The following is a 21,780-nucleotide window of genomic DNA, read 5'->3' on the forward strand; positions in this document are numbered from 1 at the left end:
TCAGAGGTCGAAGTCGCCTGCAGCTTCTGGCTGATACTCGACCGCCAGCAAGGTCAGCTTGAGGGTCTTGCCACCCGGCGCCGGCCAGTCGATCTGGTCACCTACCGACAGGCCGAGCAAAGCACAGCCAATCGGCGCCAGGATCGATACCTTGCCTTCACCGCTGACGTCTTTCGGGTAGACCAGAGTCAGGTGGTAGTCCTTGCCGCTGGCCTCTTCGCGGCAGTGCACCCGCGAATTCATGGTCACTACACCGGCCGGGACCTCCTCGTGACCGACTACCTTCTCGGCGCGGTCGAGCTCGTCCTGCAAGGCGGCGACACCCGGCGCGTTCTCATCGAGGCTATCGATCAGGCGCTCGAGACGTTGCACGTCCAGGCGGGTGAGGATGAGGGAAGGTTTGCGGCTCATGTTCCAGTCAGACTCCATGTTCAACAGACAATTTGCGGCGCACGAATAAAGCAAAACCCCGCCCAAGGGCGGGGTTTGTGCAGGCATTCGGCAGCGCCGACGCAGAGTCCGACAGTATCACAGCCGGGCGAATACTCAAGCCCGGGCGCGCAGGGCCTCGGCTTCCCGGCAGATCTGCCGGCGGCGTTCGTCGTCGGCAGAGCGCCACTCGCGGATGTGCTCGACATGGCGCTGGCAACCGGTGCAGACCCGTTCGGCATCCAGTCGGCAAACATTGATGCAGGGCGATTTCACCGCTGGGCTGACGTTACTGTAAAGCGGCTTGGGCGGCCGCGGCTGCTCGCTCATGTCAGATCTCGTCGAAGTCCAGCTTCTCGCCAACGTGCCCCCAGACGATGCGCTCAAGCATCTCGCCGAGCAGCTCCTCAGTCTTTTCGCAGGTCCATTTACCGCTTTCTTCGTCATAGTCGAAGTGGAAACCGCCAGACTTGTCTGCCAGCCACAACTGGCGCAGCGGCTCCTGCCGGCTGAAGATCAGCTGGCTGCCGTTTTCGAACTTGATGGTGAGTACGCCGGCGGAGTTTTCCATGTCCAGATCAAGATCGGCTTCATCGAACAGGTCTTCCAGCGCCTGTTGGGTGGCATCGACCAGGTCGTGAAAACGCGCTTCGCTCAAACTCATTGCAAGAACCTCGAAATTGGCTGCATACAGGCAAGCCGGGGAAGATACGGACGCTGGCGCAAGAATGCAAAGCCTCAGACCATCTGCCAATGTTGCAAGGATAACGCAGCAGCGGCCCCGCCAGCGTTGCTTACCGCCAGGCGGACCGGCCCTTGCATAGGCAATCAGGCAGGCGCTGGGTATACTCGGGCGCAATACTGCTTATTTCAAGGATTTCACCAATGAAGCGCCTGATTTCCTCCCTCGCGGCGCTGGTCGCGGTTGCCTGCCTCGTTTCGGCCTGCGGTCAGAAAGGCCCCCTGTTCCTGCCTGAAGACGGCAAGGACGGCAAGGCCAACAAGTCGCACCAGCACCAGCACGCTCAGCCCTCGCCGCAGCCAGCGCCGCAGCAAGAGCAAGACCCAGAGCAGCCGCCAGCGCAGTAAGGAAATCCAATGGACGCTTTCAACTACCGCGACGGCCAGCTGTTCGCGGAAGGCGTGGCCCTGTCGGCCATTGCTGAACAGTTCGGCACCCCGACCTACGTCTACTCGCGTGCCCACATCGAGGCGCAGTACCGCAGCTATGCCGATGCCCTGCAAGGCGTCGAGCACCTGGTGTGCTTTGCGGTCAAGGCCAACTCCAACATTGGTGTGCTGAATGTGCTGGCCCGTCTGGGCGCAGGTTTCGACATCGTCTCCGGCGGCGAGCTGGAGCGCGTGCTGGCCGCTGGCGGGCGCGCCGACCGCGTGGTCTTCTCCGGCGTCGGCAAGACCCGCGAAGACATGCGCCGTGCGCTGGAAGTGGGCGTGCACTGCTTCAACGTCGAGTCCACCGATGAGCTCGAGCGCCTGCAGGTCGTGGCTGCCGAGATGGGCAAAGTGGCGCCGGTGTCGCTGCGGGTCAACCCGGATGTCGATGCTGGCACCCACCCGTACATCTCCACCGGCCTCAAGGAAAACAAGTTCGGTATCGCCATTGCCGATGCCGAAGGAGTCTATGTGCGCGCCGCACAGTTGCCGAACCTGGAAGTGGTCGGCGTCGACTGCCATATCGGCTCGCAGCTGACCACGCTGGAGCCGTTCCTCGATGCCCTCGACCGCCTGCTGGTACTGGTCGACCGCCTCGGCGAGTGTGGCATCCTGTTGCGCCACCTGGACCTGGGCGGCGGTATCGGTGTGCGTTACTGCGACGAACAGCCGCCATCGGCCGGTGAATACGTCAAGGCCATCCGCGAGCGCGTTGGCGATCGCGACCTGGCCCTGGTGTTCGAGCCCGGCCGCTACATCGTGGCCAACGCCGGCGTCCTGCTGACCCGCGTCGAGTACCTCAAGCACACCGAGCACAAAGACTTCGCTGTGGTCGATGCAGCCATGAACGACCTGATCCGCCCGGCCCTGTACCAGGCCTGGATGGGTGTCAGTGCCGTGCAGCCGCGTGCCGGTGATGGTCGTGCCTACGATATCGTCGGGCCGATCTGCGAGACCGGCGACTTCCTCGCCAAGGACCGCACGCTGAACCTGGCCGAGGGCGATCTGCTGGCCGTCGAGTCGGCGGGCGCCTATGGTTTTGTCATGAGCTCGAACTACAACACCCGCGGTCGTTGCGCCGAGGTGCTGGTCGACGCTGACCAGGCCTTCGAAGTGCGCCGTCGCGAGACCGTCGCCGAACTGTTCGCCGGCGAAAGCCTGCTGCCGGAGTGAACCCATGCTGCTGCGTTTTACCAAAATGCACGGCCTGGGCAACGACTTCATGGTCCTCGACCTGGTCAGCCAGCACGCGCACATCCAGCCCAAGCACGCCAAGCAATGGGGTGATCGGCACACCGGTATCGGTTTCGACCAGTTGCTGATCGTCGAAGCACCGAACAATCCGGACGTGGACTTCCGCTACCGGATCTTCAATGCCGATGGCTCCGAGGTCGAGCAGTGCGGCAACGGTGCGCGCTGCTTTGCGCGCTTCGTGCTGGACAAGCGTCTGACCGCGAAAAAGCTCATCCGCGTCGAAACCAAAGGCGGCATCATCGAGCTGGACGTGCGCAACGACGGCCAGATCTGCGTCGACATGGGCCCGCCGCGGCTGGACCCGGAGCAGATCCCGTTCCAGGCTGCCGAGCAGGCGCTGAGCTACGCGCTGGAAGTCGACGGCCAGAACTACTCGATTGCCGCCGTTTCGATGGGCAACCCTCACTCCGTGCTGCGCGTCGACGATGTCCTGACCGCACCGGTGCACGAGCTGGGGCCGAAGATCGAACACCACCCGCGCTTCCCGCAGCGGGTCAACGCCGGCTTTATCCAGATTGTCGACCGCCACCGCGCCAACCTGCGAGTATGGGAACGTGGCGCCGGTGAAACCCAAGCCTGCGGTACCGGCGCCTGCGCCGCTGCGGTGGCCGCTATCAGCCAGGGCTGGATGGATTCGCCCGTGTCCATCGACCTGCCAGGCGGGCGCCTGAGCATCGAGTGGGCAGGCCCCGGCCAACCGGTATTGATGACCGGCCCTGCCGTGCGCGTCTATGAAGGACAGGTTCGCCTCTAACCGAGTAAGCGCCATGACCGATCAGCCACAGGTTTTACCCGAACAGGCCACCGACCTCGATGCCGAGGCGGTGGTTGCCTACCTGCGTGCGCACCCGGCGTTTTTTGCCGAGCACGACGAACTGCTGCTCGAACAGCAGATCCCGCACCAGCGCGGCGACAGCGTGTCGCTGGTGGAGCGCCAGCTGAAGCTGTTGCGCGACCGCAATATCGAGATGCGCCATCGCTTGTCGCAACTGATGGACGTCGCCCGCGACAACGACCGGCTGTTCGACAAGACCCGCCGGCTGATCCTCGACCTGCTCGATGCCAGCAGCCTGGAAGAAGTGGTGATGGCCGTCGAAGACAGCCTGCGCCAAGAATTCAAAGTGCCCTTCGTCAGCCTGATCCTGTTTGGTGAAAACGCCACACCGGTCGGCCGCTGGGTCAGCAATGCCGAGGCGCAACAGGCCATCGGCGCCCTGCTGGGCAGCGGCAAGACGGTCAGCGGCAACCTGCGTGAGCACGAGCTGGCGTTCCTGTTTGGCGAAGAGCAACGCAAGGACGTCGGCTCCAGCGCGGTGGCCACCCTGGAATATCAGGGCCTGCATGGCGTGCTGGCGATCGGCAGCCACGACCCGCAGCACTACAAGAGCAGCGTCGGTACGTTGTTCCTCAGCTACATCGCTGAAGTGCTTGGCCGGGTGGTTCCACGGCTCACCCAGACCCTGCGACCGGTGCGCTGATGGAGCGCCAGCTGGAGGCTTATTGCGCGCATCTGCGCAATGAGCGCCAGGTATCGCCGCACACCCAGCAAGCGTACCGTCGCGACCTGGAGAAAGTCCTCGAATACTGCGGTGCCCAAGGCATTACCAACTGGGGCGCACTGCACATCCAGCAACTGCGCCAGTTGGTTGCCCGCCAGCATCATCACGGGCAGTCCTCGCGCAGCATCGCCCGGCTGCTCTCGGCGGTGCGCGGGCTGTACCGCTACCTGAACCGCGAAGGCCTCTGCGAGCACGACCCGGCCAATGGCCTGGCGCCGCCCAAGGGCGAGCGCCGCCTGCCCAAGGCGTTGGATGCCGACCGCGCTTTGCAACTGCTGGACGGTGGCGTCGACGACGACTTCATTGCCCGCCGCGACCAGGCCATTCTCGAGCTGTTCTATTCCTCCGGTTTGCGCTTGTCTGAGCTGACCAACCTCGATCTCGAGCACCTCGACCTCGCCGACGGCCTGGTGCAGGTGCAGGGCAAGGGCAGCAAGACCCGCGTGCTGCCGGTCGGCCGCAAGGCCCGCGAGGCGCTGCAGGAGTGGCTCAAGCTACGCGGCATCAGCGCGCCGCAGGACAACGCGGTGTTTGTCAGCCGCCAGGGCCGGCGACTCGGCCCGCGGGCCATTCAGTTACGGGTCAAGGCGGCCGGGGAGCGCGAGCTGGGCCAGCACCTGCACCCGCACATGCTTCGCCATTCCTTCGCCAGCCATATGCTGGAATCGTCCCAGGATCTGCGGGCGGTGCAGGAGATGCTCGGCCATGCCGACATCAGCACCACGCAGATCTATACCCACCTGGACTTCCAGCACCTGGCAGCGGTCTACGACAGCGCCCATCCCCGGGCCAAACGCAGCAAGGGCAACGACTCATGAGCATCCAGCTGATCACCTTCGACCTCGACGATACCTTGTGGGACACCGCGCCAGTGATCCTCAGCGCCGAGACCGTGCTGCGCGACTGGCTCGAAGCCAACGCCCCGCGCCTGGGCGGCGTGGCAGTCGAGCACCTGTACGCCATCCGTGAACGCCTGGTGCAAGCCGAGCCCGGCCTGAAGCACCGCATCAGCGCCCTGCGTCGGCGCGTACTCAACCACGCCCTGCGTGACGTCGGCTACAGCGACCAGCAAGCGCAGCAATTGGCCAACGAAGGCTTCGAGGTGTTTTTACACGCGCGTAATCAGGTCGAGGTGTTCCCTGAAGTGCAGCCGGTGCTGGAGATCCTGCGCCAGCGCTACACCCTGGGTGTGGTCACCAATGGCAACGCCGACGTCGCCCGCATTGGCCTGGCCGATTACTTCAAGTTTGCCCTGTGCGCCGAGGACCTTGGCATCGGCAAGCCGGACCCGGCGCCGTTTCTTGAGGCCTTGAAGCGCGGTGATGCGCCGGCTGAAGCCGCAGTGCACGTTGGCGATCACCCTGGCGACGATATCGCCGGGGCCCAGCGGGCCGGCCTGCGCGCGGTATGGTTCAACCCGCAGGGTAAGGCCTGGACCGGCGATAAAGCGCCTGATGCGCAGATTCAGCGGCTGTCGCAGCTGCCTGACGTACTCGCCCGCTGGCGCTGAACAGCAGCCACAAAAAAGCCCGCAGCGACGGCGGGCTTTTTTGCAGACAACCACTCAGATAGGGCGGCTGCCGTACTTGTTGTCGGGCTTCTTGGGCGGATCGGCGACCACATTGGCCTCCACTTCCTGCACCTTGCCACCGCGATTCAAGAACTCTTCCATGGCACGGGCCAGGGCGTCGCGCTCTTTCTGCTTGGCCTCCATGCTCGGCATGTCGTCTACCGTCACGGCAGCCTTGGACTTGCCTTTGGCAGCAGGTACCGGGGTGTCGTCGCCAGCGTCTTCGACGCCGTCATCGGCAGCAGCCTCAAGACCTTCATCAGCCTCGTCTTCGTCGCCTACTTCGAGGTCGTCAGTTTCCAGATCGTCGTCGCTCATGTTCTACCTCATGGCTTGCGAAAAGCAGGTTGGTTATAGACCAGTGTTGCCGTAGACCGGCAGCCACCAGTGAAAATTCAACTGGCCGTGGGTTTGGCCACTGCCCTTGAGCATGCGCTGCTGGATGAGCAGCGCTACCCTGCAGGCCCTGCTGCTGGCAGAGCCTGACGAAATCCCTGAGCCGGTGCTGGCCATACGATATTGGCAAGCCTAGCAAAGGCTGGAAGAAGCGCGAGATTAACTCTTCAGCACTCTCCGGCGCGCATTCTAGCGTGCTCGCAGAAAAAGCAAAGCTCCATAAACGCACTGCAGGTTGTAAGTTTTTGGCATCCGTCGCGAACGTAACGGATAAACCGTTTGCTCTGCACGAAACTGCGAAATTCAGACAAAAAAATGCCCGGCGAACCGGGCAATTTTTTTCGTCGTGATTACAGGTTGTAGCCACGCTCGTTGTGTTGCGCCAGGTCGAGGCCGACCGACTCTTCTTCTTCGGTGACCCGCAGGCCCATCACCATATCCAGCACCTTGAGGATGATGTAGGTGACGATAGCGGTGTAGACCACGGTGAAGATTACGCCCTTGGCCTGAATCCAGAACTGCGCGCCGATGTCGTCCACCGCGCCGAAGCCGCCCAGAGCCGGTGCCGCGAAGATACCGGTGAGCAAGGCGCCGACGATGCCGCCGATACCGTGTACACCGAATGCATCCAGGGAGTCGTCATAGCCCAGCTTGCGCTTGAGGCTGGTGGCGCAGAAGTAGCAGATCACACCCGAGGCCAGGCCGATCACCAGAGCGCCCATCGGGCCCACGGTGCCGGCTGCCGGGGTAATTGCCACCAGGCCTGCCACTACACCCGAAGCGATGCCGAGTGCGCTTGGTTTGCCGTGGAAGATCCACTCGGCGAACATCCAGCCCAGCGCCGCAGCGGCGGTGGCGATCTGGGTGACCAGCATGGCCATGCCGGCGGTGCCGTTGGCAGCTGCGGCGGAGCCTGCGTTGAAGCCGAACCAGCCGATCCACAGCATGGCTGCGCCGATCAGGGTGTAGCCCAGGTTGTGCGGTGCCATTGGCGTGGTTGGGTAGCCTTTACGCTTGCCCAGCACCAAGCAGCAGACCAGGCCCGCGATACCGGCGTTGATGTGCACCACGGTGCCACCAGCGAAGTCGAGTACGCCCCAGTCCCACATCAGTGCGCCGTCGCCGCTCCAGACCATGTGCGCGATAGGCGCATAGACCAGGGTGAACCACACTGCCATGAAGATCAGCATCGCCGAGAACTTCATCCGCTCGGCGAAGGCACCGACGATCAGCGCGGGAGTGATGATGGCGAAGGTCATCTGGAAGGTGATGAACACTGCTTCCGGGAAGGCCGCCGTCAGGCTGGCTGGGGTCACGCCGTTGAGGAAGGCTTTGGAGAAGCCGCCCACGAACGAGCTGAAGTTGAGCACGCCTTTTTCCATACCGGTGGTATCGAAGGCCAGGCTATAGCCGTACACCATCCACAGGATGCTGATCAGGCCGGTGATGGCGAAGCACTGCATCATCACCGAAAGCACGTTCTTGGAGCGGACCATGCCGCCGTAGAACAGGGCCAGACCAGGAATGGTCATGAACAGTACCAACGCCGTCGCAGTGAGCATCCATGCGGTGTCGCCGGAGTTCAGCGTAGGGACAGCTTCCTCGGCCAGCGCGAGGCCTGGCATTGCGAGGGACAATAGGGCGCCTAGCCCTGCGATCTGACGCAGAGTCATGTTGTTTTCTCCTGGGGCGTTGGGTTTGGTGAGGCTTTGTTGTGTCGCTTAGATCGCGTCGGTATCGGTTTCGCCGGTACGGATGCGGATCGCCTGCTCCAGATTGACTACGAAAATCTTGCCGTCACCGATCTTGCCGGTGTTGGCGGCCTTGGTGATGGCCTCGATTACCCGGTCCAGATCCTTGTCGTCGATGGCGACGTCGATCTTCACTTTGGGCAGGAAGTCGACCACGTATTCAGCACCGCGATACAGCTCGGTGTGGCCCTTCTGCCGACCGAAGCCTTTGACTTCAGTGACGGTGATGCCCTGCACGCCGATTTCCGACAGCGACTCGCGAACGTCGTCCAGTTTGAACGGCTTGATGATGGCAGTGACTAGCTTCATGAAACTCTCCCGATTTGGTGGACTTGCCCCAGGAAAACAAACCCGTCTCAAGTCTAAGCGCAGTGCTCGGCTTTGTAACGCATCGTTGGCATGGCTCGGCGTCGATCTCGCAAGTGACGCTGAACAAACGCCTCGCGGCGCGGCCTGCGCACTGCCTGGTCACAAGGACCCGCATCAGTGCATGGCTCGTGAAGGTCATTGCAGAAACCTTGCCAAAACCTGGAAATGCTCGGGAAACAGCGAGTTGCGTGGAATGTTCAGATTGGGCCAGTCGCCATCAGTGAAAACCTGCACGGTTTTGGTGCGCAAGTTATCTCCTGAATGCGCGAAAAGCGTGCGGCAAAGGGCCTTTATACCGGCGTGCTACACTTGGGCTCTTTTTTCGATCAAGCGGACAGCCCACCATGCTCGCGCCCAAAGCATTTCTAGACGCCCTCAGCGACCAGGCCTCGCGCCTGTTCAGCGGTGACACCGCCCAGCCCCGCGCTGAACTGGAAAGCCAGTTCAAGGTGCTCATGCAGGGCGCCTTCAGCAAGCTCGACCTGGTCAGCCGGGAAGAATTCGACAGCCAGATGGTCGTGCTTGCACGCACCCGTGCGCGGCTTGAGGCGCTGGAGAAGCAGGTTGCTGAGCTGGATGCACGGATGAGTGCGGCGCCAGCGGCGCAGGCGGCTGAACCGGCGGCGGATCAAGCGGCTTCCTAAAGGCTCCCTGCAAAACCCCGAAGCACTCTTCCCGAAGCAGCCACCCAACACCCCGCTACGCTGATGACGTGCCGCAGGACGCGGCGTTCATCAGCGACTACGGAGTGTCCATGTCCCTCGCCCTTGTTCACAGCCGCGCCCAGGTCGGCGTCGAGGCGCCTGCCGTCAGTGTCGAGACCCATCTCGCCAATGGCCTGCCTACGCTGACGCTGGTCGGCCTGCCGGAAACCACCGTCAAAGAGAGCAAGGACCGGGTGCGCAGCGCCATCGTCAACTCGGGCCTGAACTACCCCGCCAGGCGCATTACCCAGAGCCTCGCCCCTGCCGACCTGCCCAAGGACGGCGGGCGCTACGACCTGGCCATTGCCCTGGGCATCCTGGCGGCCGATGCGCAGGTGCCGGTTGCCCAGCTAAGCGAGATCGAGTGCCTGGGCGAGTTGGCCTTGTCCGGTGCCGTGCGGACGGTGCAGGGGGTCCTGCCTGCAGCGCTGGCGGCACGCGATGCCGGCCGGGCACTGGTGGTGCCGCGGGACAATGCCGAGGAGGCGAGCCTGGCCAGTGGATTGGTGGTGTACGCGGTTGCCCATCTACAGGAGCTGGTCGCCCACCTCAACGGCCAGGTGCCGTTGGCGCCTTATGCGGCCAATGGGTTGGTGCTGCAGAGCAAGCCTTACCCGGATTTGAGCGAAGTGCAGGGCCAGGTGGCGGCCAAACGGGCGCTGCTGCTGGCGGCGGCGGGTGCCCACAATCTGCTGTTTACTGGCCCGCCAGGCACCGGCAAGACCTTGCTTGCGAGCCGCCTGCCTGGCTTGCTGCCGCCGCTGGATGAACATGAGGCGCTGGAGGTGGCGGCGATTCAATCGGTGAGCGGGCGCACGCCGTTGAGCAGTTGGCCGCAGCGGCCGTTCCGACATCCGCATCACTCGGCCTCCGGGCCGGCCCTGGTCGGTGGCGGCAGTCGGCCACAGCCGGGGGAGATTACCCTCGCCCACCATGGTGTGCTGTTTCTCGATGAGCTGCCGGAGTTCGAGCGGCGGGTGCTGGAGGTGTTGCGCGAGCCACTGGAGAGCGGCGAGATCGTGGTGGCGCGGGCCAAGGACAAAGTGCGCTTCCCTGCCCGCTTTCAGTTGGTGGCAGCGATGAACCCGTGCCCCTGCGGCTATCTAGGTGACCCCACCGGCCGCTGTCGCTGCAGTACCGAGCTGATCCAGCGTTACCGCAACAAGTTGTCCGGGCCGCTGCTAGATCGGATTGACCTGCATCTGACCGTAGCCCGCGAGAGCACGGTGCTGACCAACCAGCCCAGCGGCGAAACCAGTGCCGGCGTCGCTGCTGTGGTGGCCGAGGCCCGCGAGCGCCAACAACGCCGGCAGGGCTGTGCCAATGCGTTTCTCGACCTCAATGGCCTGCGCCGTTATTGCGGTTTGAGTGCAGAGGACCAGAGCTGGCTGGAGAACGCCTGCGAGCGCCTGACCTTGTCGCTGCGCGCGGCCCATCGGCTGCTCAAGGTAGCGCGGACCTTGGCTGATCTGGAGCAGTTGGACAGCATAGGCCGCGCCCATCTGGCTGAGGCGTTGCAGTACCGGCCAGGTTCGTAGATCAGCTCAGCGTGCCGGCATCACTTGCCGGCTGGGTCTTTCCAGCCACCACCCAACGCCAGAAACACGCTGATCTGCCCCATCGCCACCTGGCTGTTGGCCGCGGCCAGCTGCCCGCGCATGTCGGTGTAGGTGCGGGTCGCCTGCAGGTCCGCCAGGAACGACTCGCGCCCGGCCTGGAAGTAGCGGTGAGTCTGCTCGGCCGCTTGCTGGGCCGAACGTTCCGCCTCGGCCAACGCATCACGGCGGTCGAGCAGTGCGCTGTACTGCGCCAGCCGGGTCTGGGTTTCGCGGATGGCGTTGAGCACCACCCCGTCGAAGTGCGCCAGCGCTGCTTGCGTCGAGGCCTCGGCCTCGCGAATACGGGCACGGGTGCCGTTGGTGGGGACGGTCCAACTGACCAGCGGGCCAAAGCCCCAGCGGTTGGTAGACGGCTCGCCGAGGTTGTCGAGGATGCCGATGGTGCCGACCTGAGCGCCAATGCTGATGTTGGGGTACAACGCGCCCGTGGCGACACCAATGCTCGCCGTGGCGGCTGCCAACTGGCGTTCGGCCTGGCGCACGTCGGGGCGGCGTTTGAGCAGTGCAGCGCCATCACCCACCGGGATCAACTGGGCCAGATGCGGCAGCTCGGCGCAGTCGGCAGTGCCTGCCGGCAGTTGCTCGACCGGTTTCGCCAGCAGCGCCGCCAGGGTGTACAGGCCGGTCTCGCGTTCAGCCTGAAAACGCGGCAACTCAGCGCTCAACGACTTGAGCTGGGTTTGCGAGCGAGTGACCTGGGTTTCATCACCACGGCCGGCATCACGCAGGCGCTGGGTCAGTTGCACGCCTTGCTGTTGCAGGTCCAGCGACTGGCGAGCGATGTGCAGCTCTTCGTTGGCCGAGCACACCTGCGTGTAAGCCTTGACCACGTCGGCCACCAAAGTGATGCGGGCAGTGTCGGCGGCGGCCTGGACGGCGTCGGCGTTGGCCTGGGCGGCTTCGGTGCCGCGCTTGAAGGTGCCCCACAGGTCGAACTGGTAGGAGGCGCTGATGATCGCTTCGCCGATGTTTGCGACCGGGACTTTTTCCGGTTGCAGGAAGGCTTCGCCAGACTCCTGCAGGCGTTGCGCAGCAAGCTTGCCGGAACCCCCAAAGCCGCCCTGCGATTCAGCGACCTCAAGCTGGGCGCGGGCCTTGGCGATGTTGGCTGCCGCCACGCGCAGTTCGCTGTTGCTGGCCAGGGCCTGGCGTACCAGCTGGTTCAGACGCGGGTCCTGGTACAGCTGCCACCAGTCCTCCGGCACCGGTGCCGAGACCACGCTGTCGGCGTCCTGGCGCAGGGCGCCGTTAAGGTCGCTGCGCTGGACCGCAGCGTCCTCTGGTACCTGATAGTCGGGGCCGACCATCTGGCAGGCGCCGAGTGACAGGCTCAGGCCAAGCAGCAACAGGCGTTTCATGGGCGCTGGCCCTCGAGGATAGTCACTGTGGCCGTGCGCCCGGCGATCATGCGGAAGTCGGCTGGCACCTGATCGAAGGCAATCCGCACCGGGATGCGCTGGGCCAGGCGTACCCAGCTGAACGCCGGGTTGACGTTGGGCAGCAGGTTGGCGCCGCTGCTACGGTCACGGTCTTCGATGCCGGCGGCAAAGCTTTCGACGTGGCCACGCAGGCGGGTGCCGTCACCCATCACGCGGATGTCGACGGCATCGCCGATATGGATGCCGCCGAGCTTGGTCTCTTCGAAATAACCATCGACGTGGTACGAGCCGCTATCGACCACCGACAGCACTGCGCGGCCGGCGGTAACGAACTCATGGGCACGCGGGGCGCGGTCGTTGAGGTAGCCGTCGACCGGGCTGCGCACTACCGAGCGATCAAGGTTGAGTTGCGCGCTGTCGACCGCGACCTGAGCCTGATTGACCGCCGAGCGGGCGCGGGCTTCGCGCGATTGGCTTTCTTCCAGTTGCTCGGCCGCGACCAGATTGCCCAGCTTTTTATTGCGCCGGGTTTCGCGGGTGGCCTGGGCGAGGGTTTCCTGACGCTCGCTCAGGGTCGCCTGGGCGTGGCGCAGGGCCAGGCTGAAGCGGTCCTGGTCGATGCTGAAGAGCACGTCGCCGCGCTTGATCACCTGGTTGTCGCGCACCTCGACGCGCTGGATCAGCCCGGACACATCGGGAGCGATCTGGATCACGTCGGCGCGGATGTGGCCGTCGCGGGTCCACGGGGCGAACATGTAGTACACCACCATCTGCCAGATCAGCACGGCGGCAAAGGTCACTACCAGCAGGGTCAGGACCACACGGCCCAGGGTCAACAAAGGTTTTTTCATGGCAGCATCAGGCTTCGGCAAAAGTGGTCTACCGCGCCAAGCAGCACGGCATACAGGGCAACGTTGAACAACGCCCGGTGCCAGACCAGGCGGTAGAAATGCAGGCGCACCAGCACAGCGTGCACGCCAAGAAACAGCAGGTAGGTGCCGATCATCATCACCAGTAGCGTGGGCAGGAACACCCCGCTGATATCCAGTTCACCAATCACAGCGGGGCTCCATCGATGCCATCAGGCAGTTGCGCGGGGGCACTGGGCTCAAGCATCACCTCGACACCCGGCAGCAAGGCCAGGCGCAGGCCGCTCAAGGCGTGCAGCAAATGCACGCGGGCATCGCCACGGTCGTGCAGATCGTCCAGCGCCAGGCTTTGCCGGGCCCGTTCCATGTTGCGCAGCAGGGCTGGCGGCGCATGCAGGCGTTCGCCGGCGCGCAGGCACTGGGCGTAGTGGGCGCCGACTTCTTCGATCACCGTTTGCAGCGCCTCGCGTGCTTGCAGGCCAGTCCGCGGCAGGTAGGCCTGTAAGTCCAGCAGGTTCAGGCCCACGCGCAGGTCACGCAGGGCCACGCCGCTGTCCTGGCCAGTCTGCGACAGCCGCGGCAGGTGTTGCATGAGGCGGTCGAGCATCTGCACACCGACTTTGCGCTGCTCAGCCAGCGGCGCTGGCTGGGTGATTTCGACGATGTCGCGCCAGGCAAAACGGGTCAGCCGTTTGGCCGCCAGCTCGACGCCGAACGGGCGCATCAGCAAGGTCCAGATAAACGCGAACAGCAAGCCCACCGGGCCTGCCAGGTTGGCATTGAGGAAGGTGAAGAAGTCGGCATCGTAGGCACCCTGGATGCTGATAAAGGTCGCGGTGTTGACGATAGTCAGCAAGGTGCCGAGGTAGAAGCGCGGCTGCACGGTGAGGGTGCCGACGCAGATGAACGGCACGGCGAAAGCCAGCACCAGCATCGGGAAGTCGTGCAGGTTGGGCAGGATCAGGAACAAGTACAGGCTGGAGAAGATCACCGACAGCATAGTCCAGAAGAAGAACCGGTAGATCTGCGGCGCGGGGTCGTCCATGGCGGCGAAGAAGCTGCAGGCGACCGCGGCGAGGATCACTGCGCTGGCGCCGTCGTGCCAGCCCAGGCCAATCCACAATGCGCAGGCGACGATGATCGCAGTAACCGTAGAGAACACCGAGTAGAGCATCAGCCCACGGTCGAAAAACGGCGTCAGCCGGCCCAGCCGCCAATGCCGGTACACCGCCCGCCAGGGCGTGGCGTCATCAGCGCGCAAAGCATGTTGCAGGGCGCAGCAGTCCTGCCACAGGTCGACCCATTCGGTCAGTCGGTAAAGCGCGTTGGAGAGCAGTAGTTCGGGCCGCTGATCGAGCGCGGCAGCGCTTGGTTGCCGGGATTCGAGTTTGTCTCTGAGGGTGCGCCAGCGCAGCACCGAAGCATCCTCGGCGCTGCCTTGCAGCCAATCGCGAGCCTCGGCCAGCAGCGGCTGAATCAGGTTGAACTGCGCCGGCGCGCGGCCTTCAAGGGCGCGCAGGGCGTCGTCGAGGGCATCGATGACCGGCAGCAGGTGGATCATCCGGCCACGCAGTTCGCGGGCATTCTTCAAGGTATGCGGGCCGGCGCCTTCGTGACCGAGCTGGCCGATCATCAGCTCGAGGCTGTTGAAGGTGGCAACCATCGAGGCGCGCAGGGCGGCGACATTGTCGACCGCGACATCACGGGCCAGGTAGCTGTCGCTGTAGCGGATCGCTTCGGCGAACCAATTGCCGGTCGAACCGACCACCACCGGCGCCAGCCGCCGCGGCCAGAAGATCGCGCCCACCACCGCTGCGCAAACGATGCCCAGGCAGATCTCCTGGGCCCGCGACGAGGCGACGTCGAACACCGCCAGCGGGTCGTCGACTACCGCCAGAGCAATCATCGGCAAGGTATAGCCCGCCAGCATCAGCACGTAGTTGTTGGCGGTGCGCAGGTTCAGCGAGAGGAACAGCAAGGTCCCTGTCCACAGGGCGATGGCCCCCGACAGCAACAACGGCGACTGTACCAGCGGCGGTACCAGCAGGATCGCCCCGCCTGCGCCGAGCAGCGTGCCGAGGGCGCGGTACAGGGCCTTGGAGCTGGTGGGGCCAACGAAAGGGCTGGAGACGATGTACACCGTAGCCATCGCCCAGTACGGGCGCGGCAGCTGCATCAGCAGGGCGATGTACAGGGCGATCATCGACGCGGCAAAGGTGCGCACGCCGTAGAACCAGTCGCGGGCGGGCGGCATCGAGCTGAAGAAGCCGTTCATGCCAGGCCCTCAATGGGCCCTTGAGCGGCGGCTTCGAAGGCCCGGATCACTCGCAGCGAGGCCTCCAGATCAGCCTGGCTGATGCCCTTGAGGATGTCACGCCGCAGACGCACCAACTCGCCTTCGATCGACTCGGCGAGTACCCGGCCCTCGGCAGACAGGCTCAGCGCCTTGGCCCGGCGATCGAGCGGATCTTCACTGCGACAGACCAGCCCGGCTCGGCACAGCTGGTCGAGCAGGCGCACCAGTGACGGGCTCTCCAGGCCGGCAGCGTTGGCCACCGCAACCTGATGCACGCCATCGCCCAGGCGCACGATCATCAGCAGCGGCACCGCGCAGGCTTCGGAAATACCATAGCTGGTCAGGGCTGTATGGCAGATACGCCGCCAGTGGCGTGCGCCAACCACCATGCCGCTGCTGACTTGCAGGTGCAGTGAATCGAGTGTCATGGAGTAACCGGAAATATATTCATAGTTTGCTAACTATCAATATACGCCCTGCCCCACCCCCCGCGTCAACCGCCGGCGATGAGCTGCGAGGATGAAAGGTTATTCATGCACTTCAGCGCTGAACCTGGTCTTCAAGCTTCATGGTCAAGGCCAGGTTGCTGCCCATCTGGATCGCCTGATCACGCCAACCCCTGTAGCGGGCCATGTTGCGGCTGCTGAAATGCACCGCCAGCTCTTCTGCTGCCTGCATCACCCCGGCGGCTGCCGCCAGCTCCAGCCAGTACAGGGCGGCCTTGATATCGGCCTCGACATACAACCCATGCAGAAAACGATGGCCGACCTCAAACCGACAGCGTGCCTCGCCCAGTTTGGCCCCGCGCATGAACCAGCGCAGCGCCTCGACCGGGTCAACCATCCATTCCTGCTCGGCGTCGCAGACTTCCTCTTCGAACAGGTCGCCCAACGCTGCGGCAGCGTGCAGCAGGCCGCCCTCGAATGCCTGGCGATAGCATTCGGCGGCTTGCTCGTAACACACCGCCACGCCTTTGCCGAAGTAGTGCTGCTGGCCAAGATTGAACCAGGCGGCAGCATTGCCCTGCAGCGCGGCCATGCGCAGCAGATGCCCAGCCAGGAGCGTATCTGCCAGCCAGTACTTGCCGTTGAGCCAGATCCAGCCAAGGTCGTTCAGTGCAGCGATGTTGCCCGCCAGCGCGAGCCGGCGCAGGTCGGCATACACCGCCTGCAGGTCGACGGCTTCATCCAGGCGATTGACCAGGCCAGGGCGCTCGCCCAACTGCCCGCAGTAGCTGGGTAGACCGACACCGGTGAACAGCTGCTGACGCTGGCGCGGAGGAATCGGCACAGGGATTATCCGCGCCGGTAAAAGACGCGCGAGCAGCGAATGGATATTGCTGGCAGCAGACATGTTCATCCTCATTGAACGCTTCACAACCCAACCACAGCCGTGGTGAGGCGTGATTCTGCGGCATGCTACGACGAAACCTGTCGCGAACGATCCGAACCCAGGCAACCAAATGCAGGTTCATTGATCTGAGCGAGGTGTGGCTAATTGCCATGCGCGCCCTGTGCCGCCATTCTGGTGCGGCAAGCCTAGACAAGGACGTTTACCTTTGCCGTTCGCCACTACTCGCGCCACCCTCAGCCGTCAATGGGCCCTGCTACGTCAGCTGCCTAGCCGCTCGCCCGGCATTACCAGCGCCGAGTTGGTCTGGGGGTTGCGTGACGTCGGCTTTATCGTCAGCAAGCGCACGGTCGAGCGCGATCTCAACGAGCTTGCGTTGATCTTCCCCCTTGAGCGCAATGACAAGAGCATCCCGTTTGGCTGGCACTGGTCAGCGGCAGCGGTAAGCGAGCTGCGCGGCAATTTCGATTTGCAGGCGTACCTGCGCGGGGATGCGCTGCAGCCGGTGCAGGGTGATGGCATTGAGCTGCAGGCGTGGATCAGCGATCTGCTCGCTCGGCAGTTGCGTGACGCGCCGTTGACCCCGGACATGCAGTTGACCGCGCTGGAACACGGCCACCGCCTGCGTGCGACGGTCAGCGACGGCTGGCCGCTGCGCTGGTGGCTGCTGAGTCAGGGCGACAGCCTGGTGGTCGAGCTGCCGCAGTCACTGCGTGAGGAAATCGGGCGTACCTTGAGCAGCGCTGCGGCTCAATATCAGGACTGAGCCACAGCGCCCGGCGCAGCCCTTAGCGTTGCATCCCCCAGCGACGCACGGTAACGCGCTCCAGCGTGTTGAACACCAGCCCCTCGACCAGCAAGCCGATCAAGATCACCACCGCCAGCCCGGCAAACACCTTGTCGGTGTACAGCTCGTTGCGGTTCTGGAAAATATACCAACCCAATCCGCCCTTGCCGCTGCTGGCGCCGAATACCAGCTCGGCAGCGATCAGCGTGCGCCAGGCGAACGCCCAGCCAATCTTCAAGCCAGACAGGATCGACGGCAGCGCTGCGGGCACGAGGATGTGCACGACCAGGCGCAGGCCGCGCAGGCCGTAGTTGCGCCCGGCCATGCGCAGGGTTTCGGATACACCCATGAAGCCTGCGTAGGTGTTGAGAGCCAGTGCCCACAGTACCGAGTGCACCAACACGAAGATCAGGCTGTTGTCGCCCAGGCCGAACCACAGCAGGGCCAATGGCAGCAGAGCGATTGCCGGCAGCGGGTTGAACATCGAGGTCAGGCTGCTGAGCAGGTCGCGGCCAAACTGGGTCGATACGGCGAGACTGGTCAGGCCGAAGGCCAGCACGATGCCCAACAGATAGCCCTTGAGCAGTACCACCAACGAGACGCCGACCTTTTCAGGCAGTTCGCCGCTGAGCAGAGAATCCCACAGTGCCGCAGCCGTCTGCAGGAAGCTGGGCAGCAGCAGGTCGTTGTCGGTATAGCGGGCTGCCAGCTCCCAGGCGACTGCCAGCACCAGCAGAATCACTGTCTTGCGCAGCCAGCCTTGCTGCCACAAGCGTTGGCTTAACGGTAACTGCCTTTGCAGCGGCACACTGAGCAAAGGCTCCAGCTGCACTTCATATTCCTGGCGAACAGGTGTCGTGGTCATGCCCTGTCTCCCCTCAGTAGGCGATGCGAATGTCGTTGAAGCCCAGCTCGGCGCTGTGGTCAGGCTCTGATGCCTCGTCGAACAGCAGCCGGTGAATACGCCTGGCACTGGCCTGGAAGTCGCTGGCGCCCAGGCTGCCCAGGTGGTACTGGTGGCTGTGCACCTCAGCGCGAACTCGCCCTGGATGCGGCGACAGCAACAAGATGCGGTTGCCGACGATCAGTGCTTCCTCGATTGAATGGGTGACGAACAAGAGGGTGAAACGCACCTCCTCCCACAGCAGCAACAGTTCTTCCTGCATCTTGCGTCGGGTGAGGGCATCGAGTGCAGCGAACGGCTCGTCCATCAACAGGATCTTCGGCTGGGTTGCCAGCGCGCGGGCAATCGCCACTCGCGCTTTCATGCCTCCCGAGAGTGTGTGCGGGTAGGCATCGGCAAACGCAGCCAGGCCAACTTTGTCCAGGTAGTGCAAAGCCCGCTGCTCGGCCTCGTTGCGTTTGAGCTGACCGGATACCAGCAGCGGGAACATGACGTTCTGCTTCACCGTCTTCCAGGGTGGCAGTTGATCAAACTCCTGAAACACCACGATGCGATCAGCACCTGGGCCGCGCACCGCTTCGCCCTGCAGACGGATCTGTCCTTCGCTGGGTTCGATAAAGCCGGCAACTGCCTTGAGCAGGGTCGACTTGCCGCAGCCGGAGGGCCCAAGCAGAACGAAACGATCCGCCTGGTCGACCTCGAAGCTGACCTGGTGGGTGGCGCGCACTACCTGCTGCGCGGTGCGGTATTCAAGGCTCACGTTATCCACAGTCAGCAATGCCGGCGTAGCGACATGGCTCGGTTTGCTGGCCGCGTGGCCTGGCAATTGGGCGGTCATTGGCGATCAGCTCCCCTGCAGAGGACGAGCGTCCTCGAAGAAATAGTCCTGCCAGGATGCGGGCTTGTTCTTGATCGCGCCGACCCGGTAGAGGAATTCGGCCAACGGGTAGGTGTTTTTCGGCGTGATGGTGAACTCGTACTGCGGGTTGTCGATCAGTCGGATCAGCGCGTCGCGGTCGATCTTGGCCTTGGTCACGCGGATATAGGTATCGGCTGCGGCGGCCTTGTCGTGCTGAGCAAACTCGGCGGCTTCGGCCAGTGCGGCGACAAAGGCTTTGTAGGTTTTCGGGTTGTCGTTGCGGAATTTTTCGGTGGCGAACAGCAGAGTCGGCGAGTTAGGCCCAAGCAAGTCATAACTGTTGAGCACAATGTGCACGTTCTTGTTGGCCAGCACCTGGTCCTGGAAGGGTGGGTTGGAGAAATGCCCGTTCAGTTCGGTGCCGCCGGCCAGCAGGGCTGCGGTGGCATCGGGATGCGGTACCGCGAGGGTGTATTTGTCGAGGCGGTTGTATTCCTTGTCACCCCACTGCTTGGCGGCAGCGTACTGGAGGAAACGCGACTGGACTGACACCCCTACGGCCGGCACCGCGATGCGGTCTTTCTCGGAGAGGTCGGCGATGGTTTTGACATTCGGATTGCTGCTGACCAGGTAATAGGGGAAGTTGCCCAGCGACGCCACGGCCTTGACGTTCTGCCGGCCTTTGGTCCGATCCCAGACCGTCAGCAGTGGGCCGACGCCGGCGCCGGCGATATCCACCGATCCGGACAACAATGCGTCGTTGATCGCCGCCCCCCCTGATAACTGTGCCCAGTCGACCTTGATGTCGAGGCCTTCTTCCTTGCCGTGCTTTTCGATCAGTTGCTGGTCACGCACTACGTTGAGCAGCAGATAGACGATACCGAACTGCTCGGCGATGCGAATCTTGCCTTCGGCATGTGCCGCGACCGGCGCTGCCAGGGTGCCAACGGCCAGGGTCGCGCCCAAGGTGATGCTCGCCGCCAGGCGGCTGATGGATTTGCGCATGGTGAATTCTCTCGGTCGTCAGAACGGGGCATCGCCCTGGATGGTGGTGCGGAAAAGTTTGCGCCGCAGGTGTGCTGGGCAGCCGGCGGCCAGATGGATCAGCGAGCGGTTGTCCCAGAACACCAGATCATGCGGCTGCCACTGATGGCGGTAGATGTTCTGTTCAAGAACACTCAGGGCGTACAGCTGCTGCAGCACATCACGGCTCTCGTCTGCCGGCAGGCCAACGATGCGGGTGGTGAAGCCTTCGCTGACGAACAGCGCCTTGCGGTGGTTTTCCGGATGGGTGCGTACGACCGGGTGGATCACCTCCTGAACCTGCGCGAGCTGCTCGGCAGTAAGGGTCGGGCGCCAGTTGCCTTCAAACTTGGTCTCGGCATACCGCGCTGTATACGAATGCGCGGCATCACGGCCGGAGATGACCTTGCGCAGGGCATCGGGCACGGCGTCCCAGGCTTTGTGCATATCAGCGAACAGGGTATCGCCGCCCTCGCTAGGCAATTCCTGGGCGTGCAGCATCGAGCCGAGGCTGGGCAGTTCTTTATAGGAAAGATCGGAGTGCCAGAATTTACCCGCATCGCCCAAGCCAACGTTTTGGCCGTTTTCGACAATGTTGGAAACGATCAGGATCTCTGGATGACCCGGCAGCAGGAACTGTTTGAGCACATGGATCTGCAGCTCGCCGAAGCGTCGGCTGAACGCAATCTGTTGTTCGGGAACGATGCGCTGGTCACGGAAAACCAGCACGTGATGGTCGAGGTGAGCGCGATGGATACGCTGGAAGTCTTCGCTGTTGACCGGCTGAGCCAGGTTCAGGCCGATGACTTCGGCACCGACTGCACCGGCAAATGGACGAACCTCGAAAGATTGCGAGGGTGCGCTGTCGTTGCTCGACAAGGCGCTGGAGACGGCTGGCATGTGTCACTCCTACATAGTGCGCGATGCAAAAGGCGCGCAACGATCAGAAACGCACGGGGGACTCCCGTGTGGATTCACATCGTGCGGCGCGCCGATTGGTCGGCAGGTACGCAGTGGAGTGACTATAAAGTCATAAGAACATTATTTTAAATACCGTTAGTGCATATACATATGAACGGCTGCTCAGATCAAACCGCCTTCAGGCTCTTCTTCGATCAGGTTACTCAATCCACCCAATGCACGCCGTGCGCTGGAGCGGCTGAGCAGCTTGGCCTGAGCGCCGGCCGGCAGGTCGGTAATGCTCAGCACGCCTTTGTTGGTGAGCACTTCGATCAAGTCCTCGAGCACCCGGATCATGTCCAGATCGCTCTGTTTGAGCTGGTTGAGGCTGTTGCCGACAACATCGTCGGCCAGCCAATGCAGGACCTCGACGTGGTCACCCGGCAGGGTTTCGGTATGGCCTTCAAAAGCCTTGGCGTCGACCCGCGACAGGCGCCCATCGGCGTCGCGCTGCACGTAATACAGGCTGTGATCCGTTGTCACGGTGAATCCTTCTGGTTGCGATAGGGGCAGGATAACGCTTGAGGTA

26 protein-coding genes are annotated in these 21,780 nt (G+C 63.4%); 9 read left to right on the forward strand and 17 right to left on the reverse strand.

The genetic code is table 11. The annotated features are described in order from the left end of the window. The 3 genes from rnk to cyaY form a co-directional block, all read right to left on the reverse strand. Nucleotides 1-411: a nucleoside diphosphate kinase regulator gene (gene rnk, locus CXQ80_RS23030; protein ID WP_101322635.1), complete on the reverse strand. Its 411-nt coding sequence runs from the start codon at nt 409-411 to the stop codon at nt 1-3. Between the two features lie 135 nt (nt 412-546). Further along, nucleotides 547-759 (reverse strand): DUF1289 domain-containing protein, encoded by a 213-nt coding sequence (locus CXQ80_RS23035; protein WP_101322636.1) that lies wholly within the window; start codon nt 757-759, stop codon nt 547-549. Nucleotide 760: 1 nt separating this feature from the next. Further along, nucleotides 761-1,093, reverse strand: coding sequence for an iron donor protein CyaY (gene cyaY / locus CXQ80_RS23040; protein ID WP_101322637.1), 333 nt, complete (start codon nt 1,091-1,093; stop codon nt 761-763). 221 nt (nt 1,094-1,314) lie between these two features. Here cyaY and CXQ80_RS23045 point away from each other — a divergent pair, with 221 nt between their 5' ends. Genes CXQ80_RS23045 through CXQ80_RS23070 form a run of 6 tightly spaced genes read left to right on the forward strand, consistent with a single transcriptional unit; the run spans nt 1,315 to nt 5,925 of the window. Next, nucleotides 1,315-1,518: a lipoprotein gene (locus CXQ80_RS23045; protein WP_101322638.1), complete on the forward strand. Its 204-nt coding sequence runs from the start codon at nt 1,315-1,317 to the stop codon at nt 1,516-1,518. 9 nt (nt 1,519-1,527) lie between these two features. After that, nucleotides 1,528-2,775, forward strand: a complete 1,248-nt coding sequence (gene lysA / locus CXQ80_RS23050; protein ID WP_101322639.1) for a diaminopimelate decarboxylase — start codon at nt 1,528-1,530, stop codon at nt 2,773-2,775. A 4-nt stretch (nt 2,776-2,779) separates the two neighbouring features. Further along, on the forward strand, nt 2,780-3,610 hold the full coding sequence (gene dapF / locus CXQ80_RS23055) for a diaminopimelate epimerase (RefSeq protein ID WP_101322640.1): 831 nt from the start codon (nt 2,780-2,782) through the stop codon (nt 3,608-3,610). A gap of 13 nt (nt 3,611-3,623) precedes the next feature. Continuing rightward, nucleotides 3,624-4,334 (forward strand): DUF484 family protein, encoded by a 711-nt coding sequence (locus tag CXQ80_RS23060; RefSeq protein WP_101322641.1) that lies wholly within the window; start codon nt 3,624-3,626, stop codon nt 4,332-4,334. Further along, nucleotides 4,334-5,233, forward strand: a complete 900-nt coding sequence (gene xerC, locus CXQ80_RS23065; RefSeq protein ID WP_101322642.1) for a tyrosine recombinase XerC — start codon at nt 4,334-4,336, stop codon at nt 5,231-5,233. The genes CXQ80_RS23060 and xerC overlap by 1 nt, the downstream gene beginning before the upstream one ends. Continuing rightward, nucleotides 5,230-5,925 (forward strand): HAD family hydrolase, encoded by a 696-nt coding sequence (locus CXQ80_RS23070; protein WP_101322643.1) that lies wholly within the window; start codon nt 5,230-5,232, stop codon nt 5,923-5,925. The genes xerC and CXQ80_RS23070 overlap by 4 nt, the downstream gene beginning before the upstream one ends. Before the next feature lie 54 nt (nt 5,926-5,979). Here the strand turns inward: CXQ80_RS23070 and sutA are convergent, their stop codons facing one another. From sutA to glnK, 3 genes are all read right to left on the reverse strand, one after another. Continuing rightward, nucleotides 5,980-6,303 carry a transcriptional regulator SutA gene (sutA, locus tag CXQ80_RS23075; protein ID WP_101322644.1) on the reverse strand — a complete coding sequence of 108 codons (324 nt, stop codon included), beginning with the start codon at nt 6,301-6,303 and terminating at the stop codon, nt 5,980-5,982. A 428-nt stretch (nt 6,304-6,731) separates the two neighbouring features. Further along, a complete protein-coding gene (locus CXQ80_RS23080; RefSeq protein WP_101322645.1) occupies nt 6,732-8,054 on the reverse strand; it encodes an ammonium transporter in 1,323 nt (440 codons plus the stop codon). Between the two features lie 48 nt (nt 8,055-8,102). Then, nucleotides 8,103-8,441 (reverse strand): P-II family nitrogen regulator, encoded by a 339-nt coding sequence (gene glnK, locus CXQ80_RS23085; protein ID WP_002555808.1) that lies wholly within the window; start codon nt 8,439-8,441, stop codon nt 8,103-8,105. Between the two features lie 404 nt (nt 8,442-8,845). Here glnK and CXQ80_RS23090 point away from each other — a divergent pair, with 404 nt between their 5' ends. Next, complete coding sequence (locus CXQ80_RS23090) at nt 8,846-9,145, forward strand: accessory factor UbiK family protein (protein WP_101322646.1); 300 nt, start codon at nt 8,846-8,848, stop codon at nt 9,143-9,145. A 110-nt stretch (nt 9,146-9,255) separates the two neighbouring features. Continuing rightward, on the forward strand, nt 9,256-10,743 hold the full coding sequence (locus CXQ80_RS23095; protein ID WP_101322647.1) for a YifB family Mg chelatase-like AAA ATPase: 1,488 nt from the start codon (nt 9,256-9,258) through the stop codon (nt 10,741-10,743). 20 nt (nt 10,744-10,763) lie between these two features. On the opposite strand, the gene CXQ80_RS23100 is transcribed toward CXQ80_RS23095, so the two are convergent. The 6 genes from CXQ80_RS23100 to CXQ80_RS23125 all read right to left on the reverse strand — a co-directional run bounded on the left by CXQ80_RS23100 (nt 10,764) and on the right by CXQ80_RS23125 (nt 16,721). Beyond that, nucleotides 10,764-12,182, reverse strand: coding sequence for an efflux transporter outer membrane subunit (locus tag CXQ80_RS23100; protein WP_101322648.1), 1,419 nt, complete (start codon nt 12,180-12,182; stop codon nt 10,764-10,766). Further along, nucleotides 12,179-13,054 carry an HlyD family secretion protein gene (locus CXQ80_RS23105; RefSeq protein ID WP_101322649.1) on the reverse strand — a complete coding sequence of 292 codons (876 nt, stop codon included), beginning with the start codon at nt 13,052-13,054 and terminating at the stop codon, nt 12,179-12,181. The genes CXQ80_RS23100 and CXQ80_RS23105 overlap by 4 nt, the downstream gene beginning before the upstream one ends. Further along, the gene (locus tag CXQ80_RS23110) at nt 13,051-13,263 is read right to left on the reverse strand and encodes a DUF1656 domain-containing protein (protein ID WP_101322650.1); all 213 of its coding nucleotides are present in this window, start codon (nt 13,261-13,263) and stop codon (nt 13,051-13,053) included. The genes CXQ80_RS23105 and CXQ80_RS23110 overlap by 4 nt, the downstream gene beginning before the upstream one ends. Beyond that, nucleotides 13,260-15,347: an FUSC family protein gene (locus CXQ80_RS23115; protein WP_101322651.1), complete on the reverse strand. Its 2,088-nt coding sequence runs from the start codon at nt 15,345-15,347 to the stop codon at nt 13,260-13,262. The genes CXQ80_RS23110 and CXQ80_RS23115 overlap by 4 nt, the downstream gene beginning before the upstream one ends. Next, a complete protein-coding gene (locus CXQ80_RS23120) occupies nt 15,344-15,796 on the reverse strand; it encodes a MarR family winged helix-turn-helix transcriptional regulator (RefSeq protein WP_101322652.1) in 453 nt (150 codons plus the stop codon). Before CXQ80_RS23120 ends, CXQ80_RS23115 begins: the two co-directional genes overlap by 4 nt. A gap of 112 nt (nt 15,797-15,908) precedes the next feature. After that, nucleotides 15,909-16,721: a tetratricopeptide repeat protein gene (locus CXQ80_RS23125; RefSeq protein ID WP_101322653.1), complete on the reverse strand. Its 813-nt coding sequence runs from the start codon at nt 16,719-16,721 to the stop codon at nt 15,909-15,911. A gap of 205 nt (nt 16,722-16,926) precedes the next feature. Between CXQ80_RS23125 and CXQ80_RS23130 the strand changes: the two genes are divergently transcribed. Continuing rightward, on the forward strand, nt 16,927-17,484 hold the full coding sequence (locus CXQ80_RS23130; RefSeq protein ID WP_101322654.1) for a WYL domain-containing protein: 558 nt from the start codon (nt 16,927-16,929) through the stop codon (nt 17,482-17,484). Between the two features lie 22 nt (nt 17,485-17,506). On the opposite strand, the gene CXQ80_RS23135 is transcribed toward CXQ80_RS23130, so the two are convergent. The 5 genes from CXQ80_RS23135 to CXQ80_RS23155 form a co-directional block, all read right to left on the reverse strand. After that, nucleotides 17,507-18,370, reverse strand: coding sequence for an ABC transporter permease (locus tag CXQ80_RS23135; RefSeq protein WP_101322655.1), 864 nt, complete (start codon nt 18,368-18,370; stop codon nt 17,507-17,509). A gap of 13 nt (nt 18,371-18,383) precedes the next feature. Beyond that, complete coding sequence (locus tag CXQ80_RS23140) at nt 18,384-19,247, reverse strand: ABC transporter ATP-binding protein (RefSeq protein WP_101322656.1); 864 nt, start codon at nt 19,245-19,247, stop codon at nt 18,384-18,386. A gap of 6 nt (nt 19,248-19,253) precedes the next feature. Further along, nucleotides 19,254-20,273 (reverse strand): ABC transporter substrate-binding protein, encoded by a 1,020-nt coding sequence (locus CXQ80_RS23145; protein WP_101322657.1) that lies wholly within the window; start codon nt 20,271-20,273, stop codon nt 19,254-19,256. A gap of 18 nt (nt 20,274-20,291) precedes the next feature. Then, nucleotides 20,292-21,191 (reverse strand): TauD/TfdA family dioxygenase, encoded by a 900-nt coding sequence (locus CXQ80_RS23150; RefSeq protein WP_101322658.1) that lies wholly within the window; start codon nt 21,189-21,191, stop codon nt 20,292-20,294. A 183-nt stretch (nt 21,192-21,374) separates the two neighbouring features. Next, nucleotides 21,375-21,716: a tryptophan synthase subunit beta gene (locus CXQ80_RS23155; RefSeq protein ID WP_101323136.1), complete on the reverse strand. Its 342-nt coding sequence runs from the start codon at nt 21,714-21,716 to the stop codon at nt 21,375-21,377. Between the last annotated feature and the right edge of the window lie 64 nt (nt 21,717-21,780).

Source organism: Pseudomonas sp. 02C 26 (assembly GCF_002843585.1).
GTDB lineage: Bacteria > Pseudomonadota > Gammaproteobacteria > Pseudomonadales > Pseudomonadaceae > Aquipseudomonas > Aquipseudomonas shirazensis.